Source organism: Noviherbaspirillum agri (assembly GCF_054780595.1).
The window spans coordinates 20,287-38,699 of the sequence record NZ_BAAGWA010000021.1 but is presented as its reverse complement, the minus strand read 5'-3'; the positions used below and the strand labels follow the sequence as shown (position 1 = coordinate 38,699).

General features: G+C 61.5%; 16 protein-coding genes. 7 read left to right on the top strand and 9 right to left on the bottom strand.

What is annotated here, in order from left to right:
- Window positions 1-107: 107 nt before the first annotated feature.
- The 8 genes from ACYVIA_RS21295 to katG all read right to left on the bottom strand — a co-directional run bounded on the left by ACYVIA_RS21295 (window position 108) and on the right by katG (window position 10,290).
- Window positions 108-1,322 carry an ATP-grasp domain-containing protein gene (locus ACYVIA_RS21295; RefSeq protein ID WP_460844194.1) on the bottom strand — a complete coding sequence of 405 codons (1,215 nt, stop codon included), beginning with the start codon at window positions 1,320-1,322 and terminating at the stop codon, window positions 108-110.
- 149 nt (window positions 1,323-1,471) lie between these two features.
- Complete coding sequence (locus ACYVIA_RS21290; protein ID WP_460844193.1) at window positions 1,472-1,858, bottom strand: group III truncated hemoglobin; 387 nt, start codon at window positions 1,856-1,858, stop codon at window positions 1,472-1,474.
- Between the two features lie 121 nt (window positions 1,859-1,979).
- A complete protein-coding gene (locus tag ACYVIA_RS21285; protein ID WP_460844192.1) occupies window positions 1,980-4,004 on the bottom strand; it encodes a nitric oxide reductase activation protein NorD in 2,025 nt (674 codons plus the stop codon).
- Between the two features lie 19 nt (window positions 4,005-4,023).
- On the bottom strand, window positions 4,024-4,836 hold the full coding sequence (locus tag ACYVIA_RS21280; protein WP_460844191.1) for an AAA family ATPase: 813 nt from the start codon (window positions 4,834-4,836) through the stop codon (window positions 4,024-4,026).
- A 9-nt stretch (window positions 4,837-4,845) separates the two neighbouring features.
- Window positions 4,846-6,228, bottom strand: coding sequence for a cbb3-type cytochrome c oxidase subunit I (locus ACYVIA_RS21275; protein ID WP_460844190.1), 1,383 nt, complete (start codon window positions 6,226-6,228; stop codon window positions 4,846-4,848).
- A 10-nt stretch (window positions 6,229-6,238) separates the two neighbouring features.
- Window positions 6,239-7,075, bottom strand: coding sequence for a c-type cytochrome (locus ACYVIA_RS21270; protein WP_460844189.1), 837 nt, complete (start codon window positions 7,073-7,075; stop codon window positions 6,239-6,241).
- 54 nt (window positions 7,076-7,129) lie between these two features.
- Complete coding sequence (locus tag ACYVIA_RS21265; RefSeq protein WP_460844188.1) at window positions 7,130-7,276, bottom strand: hypothetical protein; 147 nt, start codon at window positions 7,274-7,276, stop codon at window positions 7,130-7,132.
- A gap of 761 nt (window positions 7,277-8,037) precedes the next feature.
- Window positions 8,038-10,290: a catalase/peroxidase HPI gene (gene katG / locus ACYVIA_RS21260; protein WP_460844187.1), complete on the bottom strand. Its 2,253-nt coding sequence runs from the start codon at window positions 10,288-10,290 to the stop codon at window positions 8,038-8,040.
- An 825-nt stretch (window positions 10,291-11,115) separates the two neighbouring features.
- On the opposite strand from katG, the gene ACYVIA_RS21255 reads away from it, so the two are divergent.
- From ACYVIA_RS21255 to ACYVIA_RS21245, 3 genes are all read left to right on the top strand, one after another.
- Entirely contained in the window at window positions 11,116-11,400 is a 285-nt protein-coding gene (locus ACYVIA_RS21255) for a DUF378 domain-containing protein (RefSeq protein WP_460844186.1), read from the top strand.
- Window positions 11,401-11,644: 244 nt separating this feature from the next.
- A complete protein-coding gene (locus ACYVIA_RS21250; protein ID WP_460844185.1) occupies window positions 11,645-12,652 on the top strand; it encodes a fasciclin domain-containing protein in 1,008 nt (335 codons plus the stop codon).
- Window positions 12,653-12,966: 314 nt separating this feature from the next.
- The gene (locus tag ACYVIA_RS21245; RefSeq protein ID WP_460844184.1) at window positions 12,967-13,353 is read left to right on the top strand and encodes a hypothetical protein; all 387 of its coding nucleotides are present in this window, start codon (window positions 12,967-12,969) and stop codon (window positions 13,351-13,353) included.
- Window positions 13,354-13,508: 155 nt separating this feature from the next.
- Here ACYVIA_RS21245 and ACYVIA_RS21240 read toward each other — a convergent pair whose 3' ends face one another.
- A complete protein-coding gene (locus ACYVIA_RS21240; protein WP_460844183.1) occupies window positions 13,509-14,324 on the bottom strand; it encodes a DUF2189 domain-containing protein in 816 nt (271 codons plus the stop codon).
- Window positions 14,325-14,574: 250 nt separating this feature from the next.
- Here ACYVIA_RS21240 and ACYVIA_RS21235 point away from each other — a divergent pair, with 250 nt between their 5' ends.
- The 4 genes from ACYVIA_RS21235 to fghA all read left to right on the top strand — a co-directional run bounded on the left by ACYVIA_RS21235 (window position 14,575) and on the right by fghA (window position 18,310).
- On the top strand, window positions 14,575-15,222 hold the full coding sequence (locus ACYVIA_RS21235) for a LysE family transporter (protein ID WP_460844182.1): 648 nt from the start codon (window positions 14,575-14,577) through the stop codon (window positions 15,220-15,222).
- A 391-nt stretch (window positions 15,223-15,613) separates the two neighbouring features.
- Window positions 15,614-16,237, top strand: a complete 624-nt coding sequence (locus ACYVIA_RS21230; RefSeq protein ID WP_460844181.1) for a class I SAM-dependent methyltransferase — start codon at window positions 15,614-15,616, stop codon at window positions 16,235-16,237.
- Between the two features lie 75 nt (window positions 16,238-16,312).
- Complete coding sequence (locus ACYVIA_RS21225) at window positions 16,313-17,419, top strand: S-(hydroxymethyl)glutathione dehydrogenase/class III alcohol dehydrogenase (RefSeq protein ID WP_460844180.1); 1,107 nt, start codon at window positions 16,313-16,315, stop codon at window positions 17,417-17,419.
- A gap of 45 nt (window positions 17,420-17,464) precedes the next feature.
- Window positions 17,465-18,310 carry an S-formylglutathione hydrolase gene (gene fghA, locus ACYVIA_RS21220; protein ID WP_460844179.1) on the top strand — a complete coding sequence of 282 codons (846 nt, stop codon included), beginning with the start codon at window positions 17,465-17,467 and terminating at the stop codon, window positions 18,308-18,310.
- The last annotated feature ends 103 nt before the right edge of the window (window positions 18,311-18,413 follow it).

The following is an 18,413-nucleotide window of genomic DNA, read 5'->3' as shown; positions in this document are numbered from 1 at the left end:
GTAGACAATGAGGCATCGCGGAAAATTCCCGTATTCATGTGAAACGGCTCTGTATCAGCCGCGCAGAATTACTCAACCGGAACGGGTAAGCCTTAAGCAAGCGGTCTTCAAGCAGGTTCTTTCATCAGGTCGCTGTCTGCAGCAGCAACGTCGGCATGATCGGCCAGGCTGGTTCTTGTCGCGGCCACAGAACCCTGGGCATCATTCGCACGCCGTTTCGGCAAGCCGGTCGCCCGTTTCACCACAAAGCGCCAGCAGGCGAGCGGCAACTCGCTGACAAATGCCCCAAGTGACGGCGGATCGAAAGCCACTGTCCGCAACAGGCGCCCGCGTGCACTCGTGTCCCGTGCGAGCTGGCGCCACGCTGACGGACGTATCAGCGGATTGCGCATGTTGACGGCACCTGCAACCAGACGGCGCATGCCCTCCGTCCTGGCGGCGGGCACGATGCTCTCGGCCACAAAATTCAACCCGCCCCAGACACAGGCCGTGAGCGAAGCCCAGAAGCGCGGATTCGACTCAATGAGGTAGACCTTTCCGGTTGCCGCCTCGATGCGGGCATCGACATGCATGACGCCATGGAAACCACCCGCGGCGCACAGCTGCGCCGCCAGCGATTCGAGTTCGGCATGCGGCCGGAACCGGATGTACGCCTCCTCCGTCTGCTGGATCGCGAATGCGGTGATGCGGCCGCCGATCGCGAGAAAACTGATGTCGATATCTTCGCCGTCGATATAGCGTTGCACGATCAGCGGCCCATAGTCGTAGCGCGCGTTGTGCAAGATGCCCTGCTCGAAGGCGTGCCGGTGATGGACGACCTGCACGCCCGCCGATCCGGCAAGGTTGAGCGGTTTCACGACAAAGGGAAGTCCGATCTCGGCAGCAATCGCGTCGAAATCGATCGCCGACTTCGATGCCACATGGCGCGTCGCAGGCACTGCCAGACCGTGCACGGTGCAGAACTGGTGGAAGCGCCACTTGTTGTCGAACATGTCGAGCGTAATGGTATCGGGAACGGGCGTGACCGCCACTGGCAGTTGTCCTCGCACGCGGTTCACCAGACGGATGCCGTCGCAATCCACCGGAACCAGAATCACGTGCGGGGTGCGCGAGCGGATCGCCTGCACCGCTTCAATGAAAAGCGAGTCGTCACGTCCGTCGAGTTCGATCGTCATCTGGCGTTTGCACAGCCACGACCAGCGAAAGAGCCTGGTTTCCGGCCCGCCGATCACCACGCACTTGGCGTCGGTAAAGCTTCGTATGGCTTGCAGCACGGCCGATGTGACGCGCTTGCACTTGCCCACCACGATAAAGTTGATCATCCCTCCCCCTGTCGCCCTTCTCTGGAGCATGTGCTGCCCGTCGTAATTAATGTACGTCGGTAACGTACGGCCTCATTGACGGCAAACAAGCCGAGCAATGGAACGAAGCGGCCGGAAAACAGAAAGGAGAAGTGGAGAGGCAGGCCGGATTACGGCATGGCAACCTGACGTTCGCCAAAATAGCCAAGCTGCAGGCTGCCGGAAATCCTGTCCGCCACCAGCAGGATTTCTGCAGCTGCCGGTTCGGCAAAGAGGCGTGTCACGGTCTGCTTGAACAAGGAAAGCCAGCGGACGAAATGCTCGGGCTCGATGCCCGACAAGGCCATGTGCTTGCCGTACACATTTCCCTGGAAGCGGCTGGTGCCGAGCAGCACCGTCGTCCAGAAGTCCACCATGCGCGGCAAATGCCCCGCCCAGTCGCCATGCAAGGCCTGGTCGAATACCGGTCCGAGCACCTCGTCGCGGCGCACACCGTCGTAGAACGTGTCGACCAGCAATCGGATCGCGTCTTCGGTAATGGTTTCGGCAACTTTCATGGGAACGAGTCTGCGAGGATGGCGCGGTCCGGAACGCCGGATGACTTTGGCGCATGCAGCGGGAAACAGGGGAAGCCGTGATTTTAACAAGGATGAAGCCAATATCGCTGTTTCTCCTTTCTCATTGGGTCGCACGCCGCGCAACGCCACGCAGCCATTCGATGAACGCTACCGGCAGTTGCTGCGCATGCCGCACGATGGTGTAGTGCCCTGGGCCGAACAGATGCGGCAGATAGCTGCCGGCTTCCCGGTCGACCGTCAGGCAGTAGGGGTCGATGCGCTGCACGCGCGCCTCGATCAGCGCCTGGCGCGCATCTTCCAGCCCATAGGGGCTGGCATAGCGGTCGCAGTCGTTCGGCTTGCCATCCGAAAATAACAGCAGCAGCCGCGAGTCCGCCGCGCGGCGTGCGAGCAATGCCGTCGCGTGGCGCACCGCGCCGCCCAGCCGCGTATAGCGGTCCGGCTCGATGGCGGCGATGCGCTGCATGATGGTATTGCTCCAGGGTTCACCGAAGTCCTTCACGCGGCGCATTTGGACGCCATGCGGCCCCTCGCCGGAAAACGTCATGATCGCGAAATCGGCACGCGCCATGTCGAGCGCGCAGGCCGCCACCAGCGCCGCCTCCTTCTCGACATCGATCACGCGCTGCGCTCCTGCGACCCATGCGTCCGTGGAACCACTGGCATCGATCAGCAACAACAGGCCGAGGCGCCGCGCGGAAGGCCGCACCTGCTGGTACAGGCCGGTTTCGGGCGAGGCGCCGGCGCGGCGCGCACTGCGTGCATCCACCAATGCATCGCAATCGATCTCGTCACCATCCGCCTGCCGCTTGAGCACCTGCCGATAAGGTCGAATCGCGCCGAGCCGGCGGCGCACCTCTCGCAGCGTTGCGGCATGGCGCGCCAGTGCGCCGTCCGCCCACGCCTGTGCACCAGACAAAGCCGGTGCCACGCGCACCTGTACCGCCTGTGCATGGTAGGCGGAAAGGCGGTGGTCCCACTCCGGATAGGCGAACGCGGCGCCATCCTGCGCTGTCATCGCTTCGGCTTCCATTCTTGGCGGCGCATCGTCGCTGTGCAGGGTTTCGGCGGCACGTCCCGGCGACGAAACGAGGCGCGCCGTTTCCAGTTCGGACAGCGATTCGGACAGCCCCTGCGCATCGCTTTCGTGCTCCATGTCCTGCGGACGGCTCAGCCCGAGCGGATCCTCGGCATGCTCCTGCGGCTCTGACGTCTGAATCATCCATACGCCCGGTTCATCACCATCTTCGCCTTCGTCACTCTTGCGCACGCGCGGTCGCCGCGCCAGCGTGGCGCGGCGCTGCTCATGCTCAGTTGCCGCCATTGGCGCCCCCGGGTGTGCCAGCCTGCTCGGCCCGTGTTCCGGCGGCAGCAGGCGGCCGATCACCGCGTCGCCCAGCACGGGCTGGTAGCGCCGGGCATCACGCTCTGTTGCCAGCGTGCTTGCAGTAGTAGCAGCCCACGCCACGGAATCGCGGGGCGTCGCGGTGACGGGCGGCTCCGGCCTTTCTTCAAGCAGCGAACGGTACAGCCTGTCTACTTCCGACTGCAAGGGATCTCGTGCCCTGTCTCGTTGTGTGAGGCTACCGATGCCTGCACGCGCATAAAGCTGGCGCAGCAGCGCGGACCAACCGGGCATCAGTAGGCGAATGGTGCGGTCCGCCGCAACGGCCTCCGCCAGCAAATAGAGTTCTGACGCCAACGGCGTGTCACATTGGCCGGCAAGCTCAACGCTGCCGCGCAGCACACGCACGCCCTGCAGCAAGGCCAGCACCGGGTAATCCTGCTGGTTCCCGCCCATGCTGTCTGACAGGACTGGAATGCTAGGCGGCAGGTAGATGGCCACGCCGTCGTTCGCCGGCAAGGCAAGCGTGGCCGCCGGCACGGCAGCGGTGCGCCGCACCAGCCGCGCCAGCCATGGAACATGCGCGGCCGGTTGCGCCACGCGCACCGGCATCTGTCGGCCGAGCACGGCTTCGATCAGGTATTCCAGCCGCGCCCGGTAATCAGCAAGCAGCCAGCACGGCGCCTGTTCGCGCTCGCCGCGCCAGCGCCGCCATAAGGATTGCGCTGCGACGGTGGCATGGCGGGCGGCATCGGTGATGAGTTCTTCTGCTTCAGGCATCAGGCGGCATCAGGCGGCATCAGGCAAAGTTCCCTGCGATAAGGTCGCGCAAGGTTGCGAGCAGCGTAGGGTCGTCCGTCAGCGGCATTGCAATCGCCACTTCGCAGGCACGCCGCTCGGGGATGCCTGCGGCAATCAGTTGTGCCGCGGCGACCAGGATGCGGGTGCTCGGCGCTTCGGCCAGTCCGCGGTCGCGCAGCGGGCGGATGCGCTGTACCAGCGTGACCAGTCCGGCGGCACAGTCGCGGCGCACGCCACTCTCCTCCATCACGATGGCAATTTCGCGCTCCGGTTCGGGGAAGTCGAACTCCATCGCGACAAAGCGCTGGCGGGTGCTCGGCTTCAGGTCCTTCAATGCATGCTGGTAGGCCGGGTTATAGGAGATGACGAGCTGGAAGCCGGGCGCCGCCTTGATCACTTCACCCGTTTTATCAAGCGACAGCATGCGCCGGTGGTCGGTGAGCGGATGGATCACGACGGTGGTATCGGACCGTGCTTCCACAAACTCGTCGAGGTAAAGGATCGCGCCGCTGCGCACCGCACGCGTCATCGGCCCGTCCTGCCAGACCGTCTCGTCGCCACGGATCAGGTAGCGACCGAGCAGGTCGTTGGCCGTCAGGTCGTCATGGCAGGCGACCGTCACCAGCGGCCGCTTCAGCCGCCATGCCATGTGCTCGACAAAGCGCGTCTTGCCGCAGCCCGTCGGCCCCTTCAGCATCACCGGCTGGCCACGAAGGTGGCATTGCGTGAACAGTTCGATCTCCTCACCCTGCGGCAGATAGAACGGTTCCTTTTCAGGATGGAGCAGTGGTTCCGCCTGCAATGCCTGCATTGTGAGTTCCTACGTCGGACGCGCGGCCAGCATCGACTCGTCATCCATCTTGCCGGTCACGACGTCGAAGCTCGGCCGGTAGCGGAAGAAGTCCCAGATGAACAGCAACGCACCGACCGCAAACATCGAACCCGCTGCAAGCAGCATCAGGAAGTGCACCTGGATCTTGAGCTGTGTTTCGAGGAAGCCCAGGCCGAGGATGCGCTCAAGGTAGACCTGTGCGATGCCCGCTGTCGCAAAGGAGAGCGTCATGCCGAACATGCCGGCCAGCTGCAGCCAGAAAGCCCAGTAGCCGACCGAGCTGCCCGCTTCTTGGCTCTCGCCCCGCCTTCCGGCCAGCAGGTAGGGCCGCGCGTAGGAAATCACGGCCATCACGATCATCGCATAGGCGCCATAGAACGCCGCGTGCCCGTGCATCGGCGTGACCAGCGTACCGTGCGTCCACTTGTTCACCGACGGCCAGGTATGCGCCAGGCCGAGCAGACCGGCGCCGAACATCGTGTACACCGCGCTGCCGACGGTCCAGTGAATGGCCAGCGTGTTCGGATGCGCCATTCCGGAACGGCGCATCGCGGTGTAGGCGTAGATCGCCATGCCGACCAGTGCCACCGGCTCCAGCGCACTGAACAGGCCGCCGATCGGCAGCCAGTATTGCGGCACGCCGATCCAGTAGTAATGGTGAGCGGTGCCGAGGATGCCGGCGATGAACACCAGCCCCACGATCACATACAGCCACTTCTCCATCACCTCGCGGTCGGCACCGGACAGCCGGATCAGCAGGTAGGCCAGCATGCTGCCCTGGATCATTTCCCACACGCCCTCCACCCACAGGTGGATCGTCCACCAGCGGTAGAACGTGGCGATGGTGTAGTTATCGAACGGGATCAGCGCGGGCAGGTACAGCAGCGCGGTCATCACCAGCCCGATCAGCAGTACCAGCTCGGTGGTCGTCGTGCGGTGCGTCTGCCGTATCGTCATCAGGATGTTGTAGAGGAACATGAGCATCACGATGACGATGACGATCTTGTGCGGCAGCGGCTGCTCCAGCAGCTTGGTGCCGGTGCCGTAGCGAAACAGGTAGCCGATCACCGCCGTCACGCCCATCACCACCCACAATCCCAGCTGCACATAGGCGAGCTTCACGCTGTACAGCTCGGTGCGCGACTCTTCCGCCACAATCCAGTAGGTGCCGCCCATGAAGCCGGTCAGTACCCACACCACCAGCAGGTTGGTGTGGATCATCTTCACCACGTCGAACGGCAGGATATTGATCAGCGGGTCAGGCCCGAGGTACTTGGACGCCGCAAGCAGGCCGAAGGCAACCTGCAGGCCGAACAGCGCCATCGCCACCGCGAAGTACCAGTAGGCCACGGATTGGGAACGGTATCTCATGCTCGGCTCCTTACTTGAGTGTCATCAAATAGGCGACCAACTGGTCGATCTGCTCCTGCTTCAGGTCCTTGCCGAAGGTGTCGGGCATGAACGAGCGGCCGCCGGCGGAATACGTCGGCCCTTCGACCAGGTGCGCGCTCGGCTCGACGATCGCTTCACGGATATACCCGGCCGCATCCTTGGCCTTGCCCTTGTAGTTCGGATCGGACACTGCCTTCTCCGCCTTGGCGCCGATGCCGGCCAATGTCGGCCCGGCGAGGTTGACGCCCGGAGCGATCGAGTGGCAGGCGAAGCAGGCCGGCGGCGTGGCGTTGAATAGGTTTTGCCCTAGCGCCACCGGCTCCGACGACGGTGCGCCGGTCTGCACGGCTTGCGAAGGTTGCGCGGTACTGGCCATGTTGGTCCCCGGGATCGCCGCGCCCGATACCAGGATGGGACGCGGTGGCCAGCCCTGCGTATCGATTTTCGCGATCCAGCCCAGGAAGGCGATCACATCCTCGATCTCCTTGTCGGTGAGGTTCTGCTTGGGCATCACGCGGCGCACCTTCTGCTCGTCATAGAACTGGGACGGGTCGCGTATGAATGCCTTCAGGTAGTCCGGCCCGCGCTGCACCGCGATCTTGGTCAGGTCCGGCGCATAGTAGGCGCCTTCGCCGAGCAGGGTATGGCAGTTGGTGCAGTTGAACTTGTGCCAGACGTCCTTGCCCGCCAAGACCTGCGGCGTCATCTGGTCTTCATTGGTCAGCTTCGGAAACTGGCGATGGCTGTCTATCGTCATGCCAATGAAGGCAAGAGTTACCAATGCGGTTGAAATAATTGCAAACAGCCGTGCTTGCCGTCGGTTCATGGCGGTTCCTCCCTGATGGAGTTGGGAATACGGGCGGAGAAGCAGGCTGGCGCATCAAACGCCGATGCTTGACCAGTAGCGCGTTGCGGTCCACGCGGCATACAGGATGCCGCCGACCATCCCCAGTTCGGCGATATAGGCAAGGCCCTTCAGCGCAAGATAGACGGCATTGGCGGCGGGCGGTTGAGCAGAATTCGGCATGACTAACCCTTTCAATCTTCTTGTTGATACCGGATTGAGAGCAAGAAGCGCTCCATCTTCCAGAAGGAAATTCAAAAAAGGTGCGTGGGTCGCCCTGACCTGCCAGCGCGACTGTGAAGTTGATGAGGGAGCGGATTGAAGCGGCGCGGATGAAAACCGGGCCTGTGGCTGGGCATATGCAACATGCCATGCCGCCGCATGCGTTTGAAACGATGAAGACAGCGCGTGTTGAATCTGGCGCTGTCTCAGTCTGACTGTTCCCGAGGTGTGTTGCGTGAAGAGGAAGCACTTCAGGTGTAAGAACCTGATCGGCATCTTTTTGACAGGCGCGCAGCCGCGAGAACCGGCTGAATGCCAGGCGTGGCGACGCGCCGTGGTGGTACCACGGCAAGGAGCCGCAACACCGCAGGCGGTCGGTTCTCGCGGCTGCCCTCCGGGTTCCAGCGGGAAGGGCGCATTGCGGCATTGCGGCGCTTGCGCAGGCGCCCAGCCTGAGCGGCGTGCCGCGCCTTGCACTGCATCCCTTCCCGTTGGAACGCACCTGTCAAAAAGATACCGATCAGGTTCTAAGGTTCAGGCTTCTTTGCTCGGGAGAATCAAGTCGTACAAAAAATCAGTGCCTAAGTCCTGGCAAGCAGCTCCGCAATGTCTTGAACCATGGGCGTACGTCTGTGATGTTGGCTGACGTGCCCAAGCAACACGGAGCAGACAGTCCTTGCGAGGATTGCCTGCACTTGCCGCAAAGGTAGCGTCGTACGCGCTTAAAGCGCGGTTGCCATCACGTGTCGATTGCTGCCGTTGGCGAGCAAGTCAAAGCGATCCAGGTTCATGACCTTGTTCCATGCGGTCACAAAGTCGCGCACGAACCGCTCCTGTCCGTCGTCGCTCGCATAAACCTCGGCCAGCGCGCGCAACTGGGAATGCGCGCCAAAGACGAGATCGGCAGCAGTCGCGGTCCACTTCGGCTTGCCCGTGGCACGGTCGCGGCCCTCGTACACGTTTTTCTCAGAGGCGGATGGCCGCCATGCGGTGCCGATGTCGAGCAGGTTCACGAAGAAGTCGTTGCTCAGCGTCCCCGGCCGGTCGGTGAACACGCCGTGCTTCGATTGCCCATGGTTCGCATCGAGCATGCGCATGCCGGCCACGAGCACCGTCATCTGCGGTGCGGTCAACTTCAGGAGATTGGCGCGGTCCAGCAGGCGCGTTTCCGGCGACAGCGGGTCGTCCTCCCTGAAATAGTTGCGGAACCCATCGCCGAGGGGTTCGAGCACATCGAAGATATTCGCGTCCGTCTGCTCCTGCGACGCATCGGTGCGGCCGGGCGCGAACGGGACGGTCATGTCGTGTCCCGCCTTTCTTGCCGCTTCCTCGACGGCAGCGCTGCCGCCAAGCACGATCAGGTCGGCAAGCGAGATTTTGTTGCCGCCGGACTGCGCATCGTTGAATTCCTTCTGGATCTGTTCGAGGCCGGCCAGCACCTTTGCCAGCCGCACCGGCTCGTTGGATTCCCAGTCCTTTTGCGGTGCGAGGCGGATCCGCGCACCGTTGGCGCCGCCGCGCTTGTCGGTGCGCCGGAAGCAGGACGCGGCGCCCCAGGCCGTGGACACCAGCTCGGGAATGGTCAGGCCCGAGCCGAGGATGGTGCGCTTGAGCGCAGCGATGTCCTGCGCGTTGACCAGTTCATGGTCGACAGGCGGCACCGGGTCCTGCCAGACCTGTGCTTGCGGAACCCAGGGGCCGAGATAGCGTGACAGCGGCCCCATGTCGCGATGAAGCAGCTTGAACCAGGCTCTCGCGAACGCCTCGTCGAGCTGATCCGGGTGGTCGTGGAAGCGCTTGGCAATCGGCCCGTAGATCGGATCCATGCGCATCGACAGGTCCGTCGTCAGCATCGTTGGCGCATGCCGCTTGCCGGGGTCGTGCGCATCCGGCACGGTATCCCGCGCCTCCGGATTTTTGGGCTTCCACTGCTTTGCGCCGGCGGGGCTCTCCGTCAGTTCCCACTCGTACCTGAACAGGTTTTCCAGGAACCCGTTGTCCCACCGCGTCGGGTTATTGGTCCATGCGCCTTCGAGGCCGCTGGTGATCGTGTCCGGTCCCTTGCCGCTGCCGTGCCGGTTCTTCCAGCCCAGGCCCTGCTCCTCGATCGGGGCGCCTTCCGGCTCCGGGCCGATGTTGCCGCCCGCCGGCGCCGCGCCGTGGGTCTTGCCGATCGTGTGGCCGCCGACGATGAGCGCCACGGTCTCCTCGTCGTCCATGGCCATGCGGCTGAAGGTTTCGCGGATATCGCGCGCGGCGGCCAGCGGGTCGGGGTTGCCGCCGGGGCCCTCGGGATTCACGTAGATCAGTCCCATCTGCACATTGGCAAGCGGTTTGGCCAGTGCCCGGTCGCCGCTGTAGCGCTCGTCTCCCAGCCAGCTGTCCTCGGGGCCCCAGAAGATGTCTTCCGGCTCCCAGACGTCCGGACGGCCGAAACCGAAGCCGAAGGTCTTGAAGCCCATCGACTCGTACGCAACGTTGCCGGCAAATACCACCAGGTCCGCCCATGAAATCTTCTGGCCGTACTTCTTCTTGATCGGCCACAGCAGCCGGCGCGCCTTGTCGAGATTGGCGTTGTCCGGCCAGCTGTTGAGCGGCGCAAAGCGCTGCTGGCCCTCACCGCCGCCGCCGCGGCCATCGCTGACGCGATACGTTCCGGCGGCATGCCACGACATGCGAATGAACAGGGGCCCGTAGTGACCGTAGTCAGCCGGCCACCAATCCTGCGAGGTGGTCATGACCTCGATGATGTCCTGCTTCAGCGCTTCGACATCCAGGCTTTTGAACTGCCCGGCATAGTCGAATTCCTCTTCCAGCGGACAGGACAGATGCGAGTGCGTGTGCAGCACCGACAGGTCGAGCTGGTTCGGCCACCAGTCCTTGTTCGTCCGCGGTCGCCTGACCTTCGGCTTTGGGGCAGGGATCGCCGGGTTCTCGCTTTCGCTGACACTCTGTGTATCCGGTTTGTCGCTCATGTCGCGCCTCCATCGGTTAAGTGGTGCTTCTTTGAAGTAACTGCTGAAGGAAAGAAACGAAGAAAAGGCAGAAGGCCAAAGGCTGGCTTCCTCTCGTTCAACGTAGGCTATTGCGGATAGGCCCGCAATGAAATTGTGTTGATTGATTCGATAGGACCGGGACAAGGGATCGGGTGTAGTGGATGCCATATCTGACACTGCATGACGTTCCTGTTGCCCGCAGCGACCTACGGTTGGTGGCCCCATGCGTCCACCGGCATTACGGCATTACGGCATTACGACTTTCCGAAGCGGATGGCGGTTCACCCAATGCACCATCGTTGTGCCGCGCGGCGCAGCAATGTAATCACAAGATGATTGCTCCGTTCCTTAAGAGCCTGTTTGAAAACTGTAGCGAGCGGTCCGAGTTTGGCTTGAGAAGCGCAGTCGTACGTGAGGTACGACGAGCATCGCAGAGCCAAAATCGGGCTGCGCAGTAAGTTTTCAAACAGGCTCTAAGAGGCTCTGTGCCCATTCCTGTAGAGCGGAGGTCAACCCGCGCTCCCAAACGCAAGAAGCCCGGCGATGCCCTCTCAATCGAGCGCAAGAATGCATAGACCGTGGCTGCGAAACGTTTCCTTGATGAATCAACGGCTTTGAAGATTTGCATCCCTTGCTTGGGGATTGCAATCCTCTCTTTGTCGTGGACAAATAGGTGTTTCCATCGAACTTTCCCAAGGCATCACAGTCCATTTGAGTTACCTGCACGAGTGCCGTCAATCGGCTTTTCGGCTGAACAGCAAGTCACGCGTACGCAGCTTTCGTAAAGACACAAGGAGATAAGTCATGGCAACTACTGTTGAAGGTCACATCCATGAAAGGCGCCATATTCCCGAACGACGCACCGGAGCGCACGGCGCCCGGGCAAACCGGCTCAACGCTGTCGACTGGCTTTCGATGACTCTGCTCATTGTCGGCGGCATCAACTGGGGGCTCGTCGGATTGTTCAACGTCGACCTGGTGGCGACATTGTTCGGTGAAATGAGCCTTCTCTCACGGATCGTGTATGCAGTTGTCGGGCTGTCCGCTCTTTACACGATCTACACCAGCAGCAAGATGTCGCGCTCCTGATCGGCGCAACGATCAGGCAACAGTAAGCGCCTGGTGTCTTCCGCACCGGGCGTTTCCTTTTTTATTTTTCTCATCAAGCTGGCGGCAGGGATGCAATCCTTTTTTGTCCTAGACATTTCACCGGAGAGCTTGACAAATCTCAAACCGCCTTTGGTGCGGACTCCTATGCTTTCGATGCCGGGTGAGCGCATTCGACGCTCTCAACCCTGACCTGTTACTCATCACGACTTAGCCGGAGACCGCCATGAAATTGATGAAATTTGCCATCCCGCTGTTATCCGCAGTTCTGCTTTCCGCCTGCGGCGGCAGCGACAATGACGATTCCGATCCAGCTGCCTCGTCTGGCGCGGCGCCGACAGCGTCAGACACATCTACGCCTCCCACCGGCACGCCGTCCACAATCGACAAAGTCGCCGGCACGAGCGGATTCAGTGCCTTGCTGGCCGCTGCCACCAAAGCGGAGCTGGGTGCTGCACTGGCGGATACCAATGCCCGTTTGACGGTGTTCGCACCGACTGACGCTGCGTTCAACGCGCTCGCGACAAACCTGGGTTTTGCAAACGCGACCGCCATGGTCGAGGCTTTGCCGTCTGCAACCTTGAAGAGCATCCTGACCTACCACGTCCTGCCGACCACCAAGCAAGCGTCCGAGCTGCTGACAGCCCCCGAGTCTGCCCAGACCACGCTGTATGCCTTCGAAGGAGAGCCCGCCGCATTGACGCTCAATAGTGGTCAGTCATCCTTGACAATCACTGATGCAGCACTGACTACGGCAGACGTCACCGCGCCGGATGTTGCGGCGAGCAACGGCGTCATCCACGCAATCGATAAAGTGCTGATTCCGCCGGGCGTGCTGAATATCGTGCAGATGGCGCAGGTCAATCCACAACTGTCGTCACTGGTGAGCGCAGTCGTTGGGGCAAACCTGCAAGGGACCTTGGCCGGCCCCGGCCCGTTCACGGTGTTTGCTCCCACCAACGACGCATTCTCCGCAGCGCCTACCGGCCTCACGAGCCAGCAGTTGGCGACGGTATTGACCTATCATGCGCTTGGCACGCAAGTGCTTGCATCACAGATACCGTTCGGCACGCCGATCGACACGCTTGCGTCGCAAACAATTTCGATCAACGCCGGAACGCCGCCGACGATCAGCGATACAAGTGCAGCTCCCGCGCGAATCATCGCCACCGATGTAAGAGCAAGCAACGGCGTCATTCATGTGATCGACAAGGTTCTCATCCCCGCCTTGTAAACAAAGCACGCGGCGTCATGCTGAACGAGCGAGACAGCATGCCGACCGGTATGTTTGCGGCTGATACGCACAGCGTGATGCGTCAGCCGCAAAGGGTGATCCCGACAAATCCCGGATAGCGAGGCTCAGCTTGGGCGCGTTCAAACCCGGCGCCGCAATTCTTCATGCCGTTGCAGCGGGCAGTCCTCTTCATTGCCGTTCCTTGTCTCTCTTTTCAATAGACAAGGTCTCGGCCCTTACGTAAGCTAAGGCGACGCGCAGAAAATTCTTCCTGCAAATTTCCCTCCCTTCTTGGGAGCGTCGACCAGACCGCCATGAAAACTGAAGATCAAATTGATTACTCGACGTTGATGCCATCGAGGCAACGGATGCTACGTGCTGCAGTGTTCATCGCCGTGCCAATGCTGCTGATCGGGCTTTTACTGGGCTTGATGGTGCAAAGCGCTCCACGCAGTGCGCTGGCGGTCGCACTCGGCGATGCGTTCCTTACTGGCGGGCCAAGCGCATTCATTGCTCCGGGAAGCGAGTTTCTCGCGCTAAAAGCAGGCGTCTTGTGGGGAGCAGTTCTCGCATTTCTTGTTGGCCCCATCATCTTTGTTGCATGGCTGATGTACCAGGGGAAGAAGGAGTTCAACAGATTGCAGGACGAGCAAAAGATGAAGGAGTACCGCCGCACCATTGCGGGGAAGTCTTCGAAATAAGCTGTGAAGCTTTACTGAACATTTGATGGAATGGTGGGTGAGCGCTCATACGCGAAAGGCGCGCTCACCCAGAATAAGAAGCACGACCGGTGTCAATCCGACACCGGTCACTCATCAACAGGTGCGTATCACCCGGCTTGCCGCAGGCGGCATTTTTAACGCTCTACGGCCGCGTCCTTGACCAGCTCTCGATACGCATGCCATGTCGCATGTCCGACCAGCGGTGCGGTCACGACCAGCGGCACGAACCACAACGCCAAACTGCTGCCGATCAGCACGACGATCAGTGCAGCCCAGACATACAGCGGGCCGGCATTCATCCACAAGGCGCGCGCGCTGCCGAACAGCGCCATCATGGTGTCCGTCTTGCGGTCCAGCATCAGCGGCACCGACACGACGGAGATGGCGAAGGCCAGCGAGGCAAACACGAAGCCGGCGCCGAACCATGCAATGACAAACGGCAGGTTATCGAAGGAAAAACTTTGCTGCAGCATGCCCTGCAATGTCGGGAAACTCGCCGTGGAAAACAGCGCGAAGATCACGACCGATACCCGGGCCCAGATCACCATCAGGAAAGTGAGGATCGCTGCGAAGAACGCGATCGATGCCGGGCTGGCTTTCCAGCACGTCAGCGACTCGGTGAGGCTGGTTGTCTCGCCGCGTGCACGTTGGCGGGACAACCAGTAAAGGCCGCAACAGACAAACGGCCCGACGAGGAAGAAACCGGCGGCCATGCCCATCGTCAGTTGCCATTGCGTCTCGTATACCGTCGCAATGAGCAGGCCCATTACTGCAAACAAGAACCCGTAAAACGAACCCTTGAAGCGCGTGGCGAACAGATCTTCGGCGCCGCGCGCAAGCCAGCGGAAAGGCGCGTCATAACCGATGGTATGTATTTCCGGTATGCCGCCCTCGCCGTCGCTGGCGGCGGCCGGAGGTGAAGTGGGTGGCAGATCGACGGTGTTTGGCATGGGATGTCTCCTGGTTGGATTGGACTGGTTTGGCCTGGTGGGGTCAGGCTCTTGTTACGCTCGTTCCTGAGCGTAAAGCAAACTCTGTGTCCCACCCTGAAAAATGTCAATGTGCGGCGCAGAACTTTGTGCTGGGGCGCCACGCGCAATTGCGCTGCCGACCTGCGAAGAATCGTGCAGACGCATGCAATGGTGCCGCCAAAGTCGGATAATGTCGCCTTCATCAAGGATTGTGTTTGAAGGACCGACTATGAGTTTCGCCACCTGGCTCGCCTTTTTCATTGCTGCCTGCATCATTGCCATTTCTCCCGGGTCGGGCGCCGTATTGTCGATGTCGCATGGACTTGCCTATGGCGTAAAGAAAACCACCGGCACCATCCTCGGCCTGCAGGCGGGCCTGCTGCTGGTGCTGTTCATCGCCGGCGCCGGCGTCGGTTCGCTGCTGATCGCATCCGAAGTTGCGTTCAATGTGGTGAAGACGGTCGGCGCGCTGTACCTGATCTACCTTGGCTTCAGCCAGTGGCGCGCAAAGATCGAGGCCAATCCGGGCAAGCCGACGCGCGACCCGGCGCAGACGGTGATTCCGAGCACGCGCAAACGCTTCATGATTGGTTTTCTCACCAATGCGACGAATCCGAAAGGCATCATTTTCATGGTGGCTGTCCTGCCGCAGTTCATTTCCGGTGACGCGCCGCTGCTGCCGCAACTGCTGATTCTTGCGGCAACGATGTGTGCAGTGGATCTCGTGGTCATGCATGGCTATGCCTTCGCTGCGTCGTCGATGCAGCGTTTTTTCCGCGACGCAAGTGCCATCAAAAAGCAGAACATGTTTTTTGGCGGCGTGTTGATGGCAGTCGGCGCCACCTTGTTCTTCGTCAAGCGCAGCCCGAGCGCTTGATCGAACCATGATCGACCGCTTCATCGAACATTGAGTGATCCGGCCGTGGTTTGTCGAACTGCTCCCTCTCCCGGCCCCTCTCCCACGGGCGGGAGAGGAGAGCCAAAGTGCAGAAAATTCATGCCGGATCAGTATTCGGCACCCAAACGTCCGACTGACCGGGCACCCGGCGCGTACCTGAACCCTCTCCTCTTTCAACACTGCTGAGGTCTGCATCCCGGGCCGCAGCAGTGTTACCTCCTTTCCCCGCCTCTTCTCTTGCCATGCCGACAGGCATGGACCCGTTGTCCAAGTCGTCCGTGCCGCCCATCAAAGGCTTGCCGGGAGCGATGAACTTTCTGCTTTCTCAATGTCTTATTACGTGTTGACAATCTCACATCACAGGAACCGTATGCGCCCGATTTCCGTCGACAACGTCGTCAACACCTACCGTTTTTACGCACCGCTTTACGACAGTATTTTCGGTGCGGTCCTTGAACCCGGTCGGCGAGCATTGACCGACGCTGTCTGCGCGATGCGGCCAGCATCCATCCTCGAAGTGGGCGTCGGCACCGGCCTGACGCTGGCCCGCTATCCGGCGTCATCCTCTGTGGTCGGCATCGACATCTCCAACGAGATGCTTAATATCGCCCGCGAGCGCGTGGAGAAGCAGCTCGGCGGCCGCAACATCCATCTCGCGGCCATGAACGCGGAAGCAATGGATTTTCCCGATGCCAGCTTCGACTGCGTGGCGATTCCGTATGTGCTGTCGGTGACGCCGCACCCCGAGCGACTGGTCGCCGAGATCCGCCGGGTATGCCGCCCGGGCGGCACGATCCTGATCCTCAACCACTTCAGCGGCAGCCGCTTCTGGTGGTTCCTCGAACGGGCGGTGCGCGCGCTGGCCGACCGCATCGGGTTCCGGTCCGACTTCTGCTTTGACGAGCAGATCCTGAAGTACGACTGGGAAATCCTGTCGGTAAAGAAAGTGAATCTGTTCGGTCTGTCCCGTCTGGTCACCATCCGCAATACCTGATCTCCGCCAGCGATGCCCGCAATCCGGCGCCGGTAGTCCATCAAGCCCGGCGCTTCCACCGCAAGGAGCCGCCTGATGAAAACCCAAGCTGCGATTGCCTGGCAAGCCGGTGCACCACTGACTGTTGCCGAGGTGGACCTCGACGGACCGCGCGCCGGCGAGGTGCTGGTCGAAGTGAAGGCAACCGGCATCTGCCATACCGATTACTACACGCTATCCGGCGCCGATCCGGAAGGCATCTTTCCCGCGATCCTCGGCCATGAAGGTGCAGGTGTCGTGGTGGATGTCGGCCCCGACGTGCGCTCGCTGAAACCGGGCGACCACGTAATCCCGCTCTACACCCCGGAATGCCGGCAGTGCAAGTTCTGCCTGTCGCAAAAGACCAACCTGTGCCAGGCGATCCGCGCGACGCAGGGGAAGGGACTGATGCCGGACGGCACCAGCCGCTTTTCCTTTGAAGGCAAACCCCTGTTCCATTACATGGGCACCTCGACCTTCGCCAACCATATCGTCATCCCCGAAATCGCCGCCGCGAAGATCCGGCCCGACGCGCCGTTCGACAAGGTGTGCTACATCGGCTGCGGCGTGACCACCGGCGTTGGCGCCGTGCTGTTCACCGCCAAGGTCGAAGCCGGGAGCAATGTCGTGATATTCGGGTTGGGCGGCATTGGCCTGAACGTCATCCAGGCCGCGCGCATGGTGGGCGCACGCCGGATTATCGGCATCGACCTCAACCCGGCTCGCGAAGGCATCGCCCGCAAGTTCGGCATGACCGACTTCATCAATGCACCGCAAGTGGAGAACGTAGTTGACGCCATCGTGCAGCTGACCGACGGCGGTGCGGACTACAGCTTCGAATGCATCGGCAACACGACGACGATGCGCCAGGCGCTGGAGTGCTGCCACAAGGGCTGGGGCCAGTCGGTGATCATCGGCGTCGCGGCAGCGGGGCAGGAAATCTGCACCCGCCCCTTCCAGCTGGTGACGGGACGCGTCTGGAAGGGCTCGGCCTTCGGCGGCGCGCGTGGCCGCACCGATGTGCCGAAGATCGTCGACTGGTACATGGAAGGCCGGCTCAATATCGACGACCTGATCACGCACCGGCTGTCGCTGGACCAGATCAACGACGGCTTTGACCTGATGAAGCGCGGGGAGTCGATCCGGTCGGTGGTGCTGTACTGATGCGGTGCCAAACGCTAACGAGTACGCGGCAGGGAGAAGCGAAACATGCTCGAAATCATTTCCGAACACCGCTGCTTCGGCGGCATCCAGGCGTTCTACCGGCATGACTCGGAACAGATCGGCCTGCCGATGGGATTTTCCGTTTTCCATCCACCGGTGGAGGAGCAGCAGCTGGTTCCGGTGTTGTTCTATCTGGCGGGCCTGACCTGCACCGAAGAGACGTTCATGATCAAGGCCGGCGCACAACGCCTCGCCGCCGAGTACGGCATCATGCTCGTCACCCCCGACACCAGTCCGCGCAACACCGGCATCGAAGGCGCGGACGTGGACTGGGACCTGGGCAGCGGTGCGGGATTTTATGTGGATGCGACACAGGCGCCGTGGAGCAGGCACTTCCGGATGGAGTCCTACATCGTGCAAGAGCTGTACAGCCTGATCCTGAACGAGTTCAATACGGACGACCAGCGCGTCGGTATATTCGGTCATTCGATGGGCGGACATGGTGCGCTGGTGCTGGCATTGCGCCACCCCGACCGCTTCCAGTCCGTGTCGGCCTTTGCGCCGATCGCCGCTCCGTCACACTGCCCGTGGGGCCAGAAAGCATTCAGCCATTATCTCGGCGATGACCGGAATGCATGGCAGGAGTACGATGCCAGCGCGCTGATGGCACGCCGCACCACGCCTTTCCCGCAGGGCATCCTGATCGACCAGGGTCTGGACGACAAATTCCTGAAGGACCAGCTCTTCCCGCTCGCCTTCCAGCAAGCCTGCATCGACGCGAAACAACCGCTGACGTTGCGCCTGCATGAGGGCTACGACCACGGCTATTATTTCATCTCCAGCTTCATCGAAGACCACCTCGATTTTCACTACCGGATCCTCGGCGCCTAGATTGCTTATCCTGGGGCAACGATTCTCCAACCAAGCCGTTGTTCAGGCATTGCCTCACCAAAATGGGGCATACATCCTCACGGTCCGTGTGGGATAATCCGCA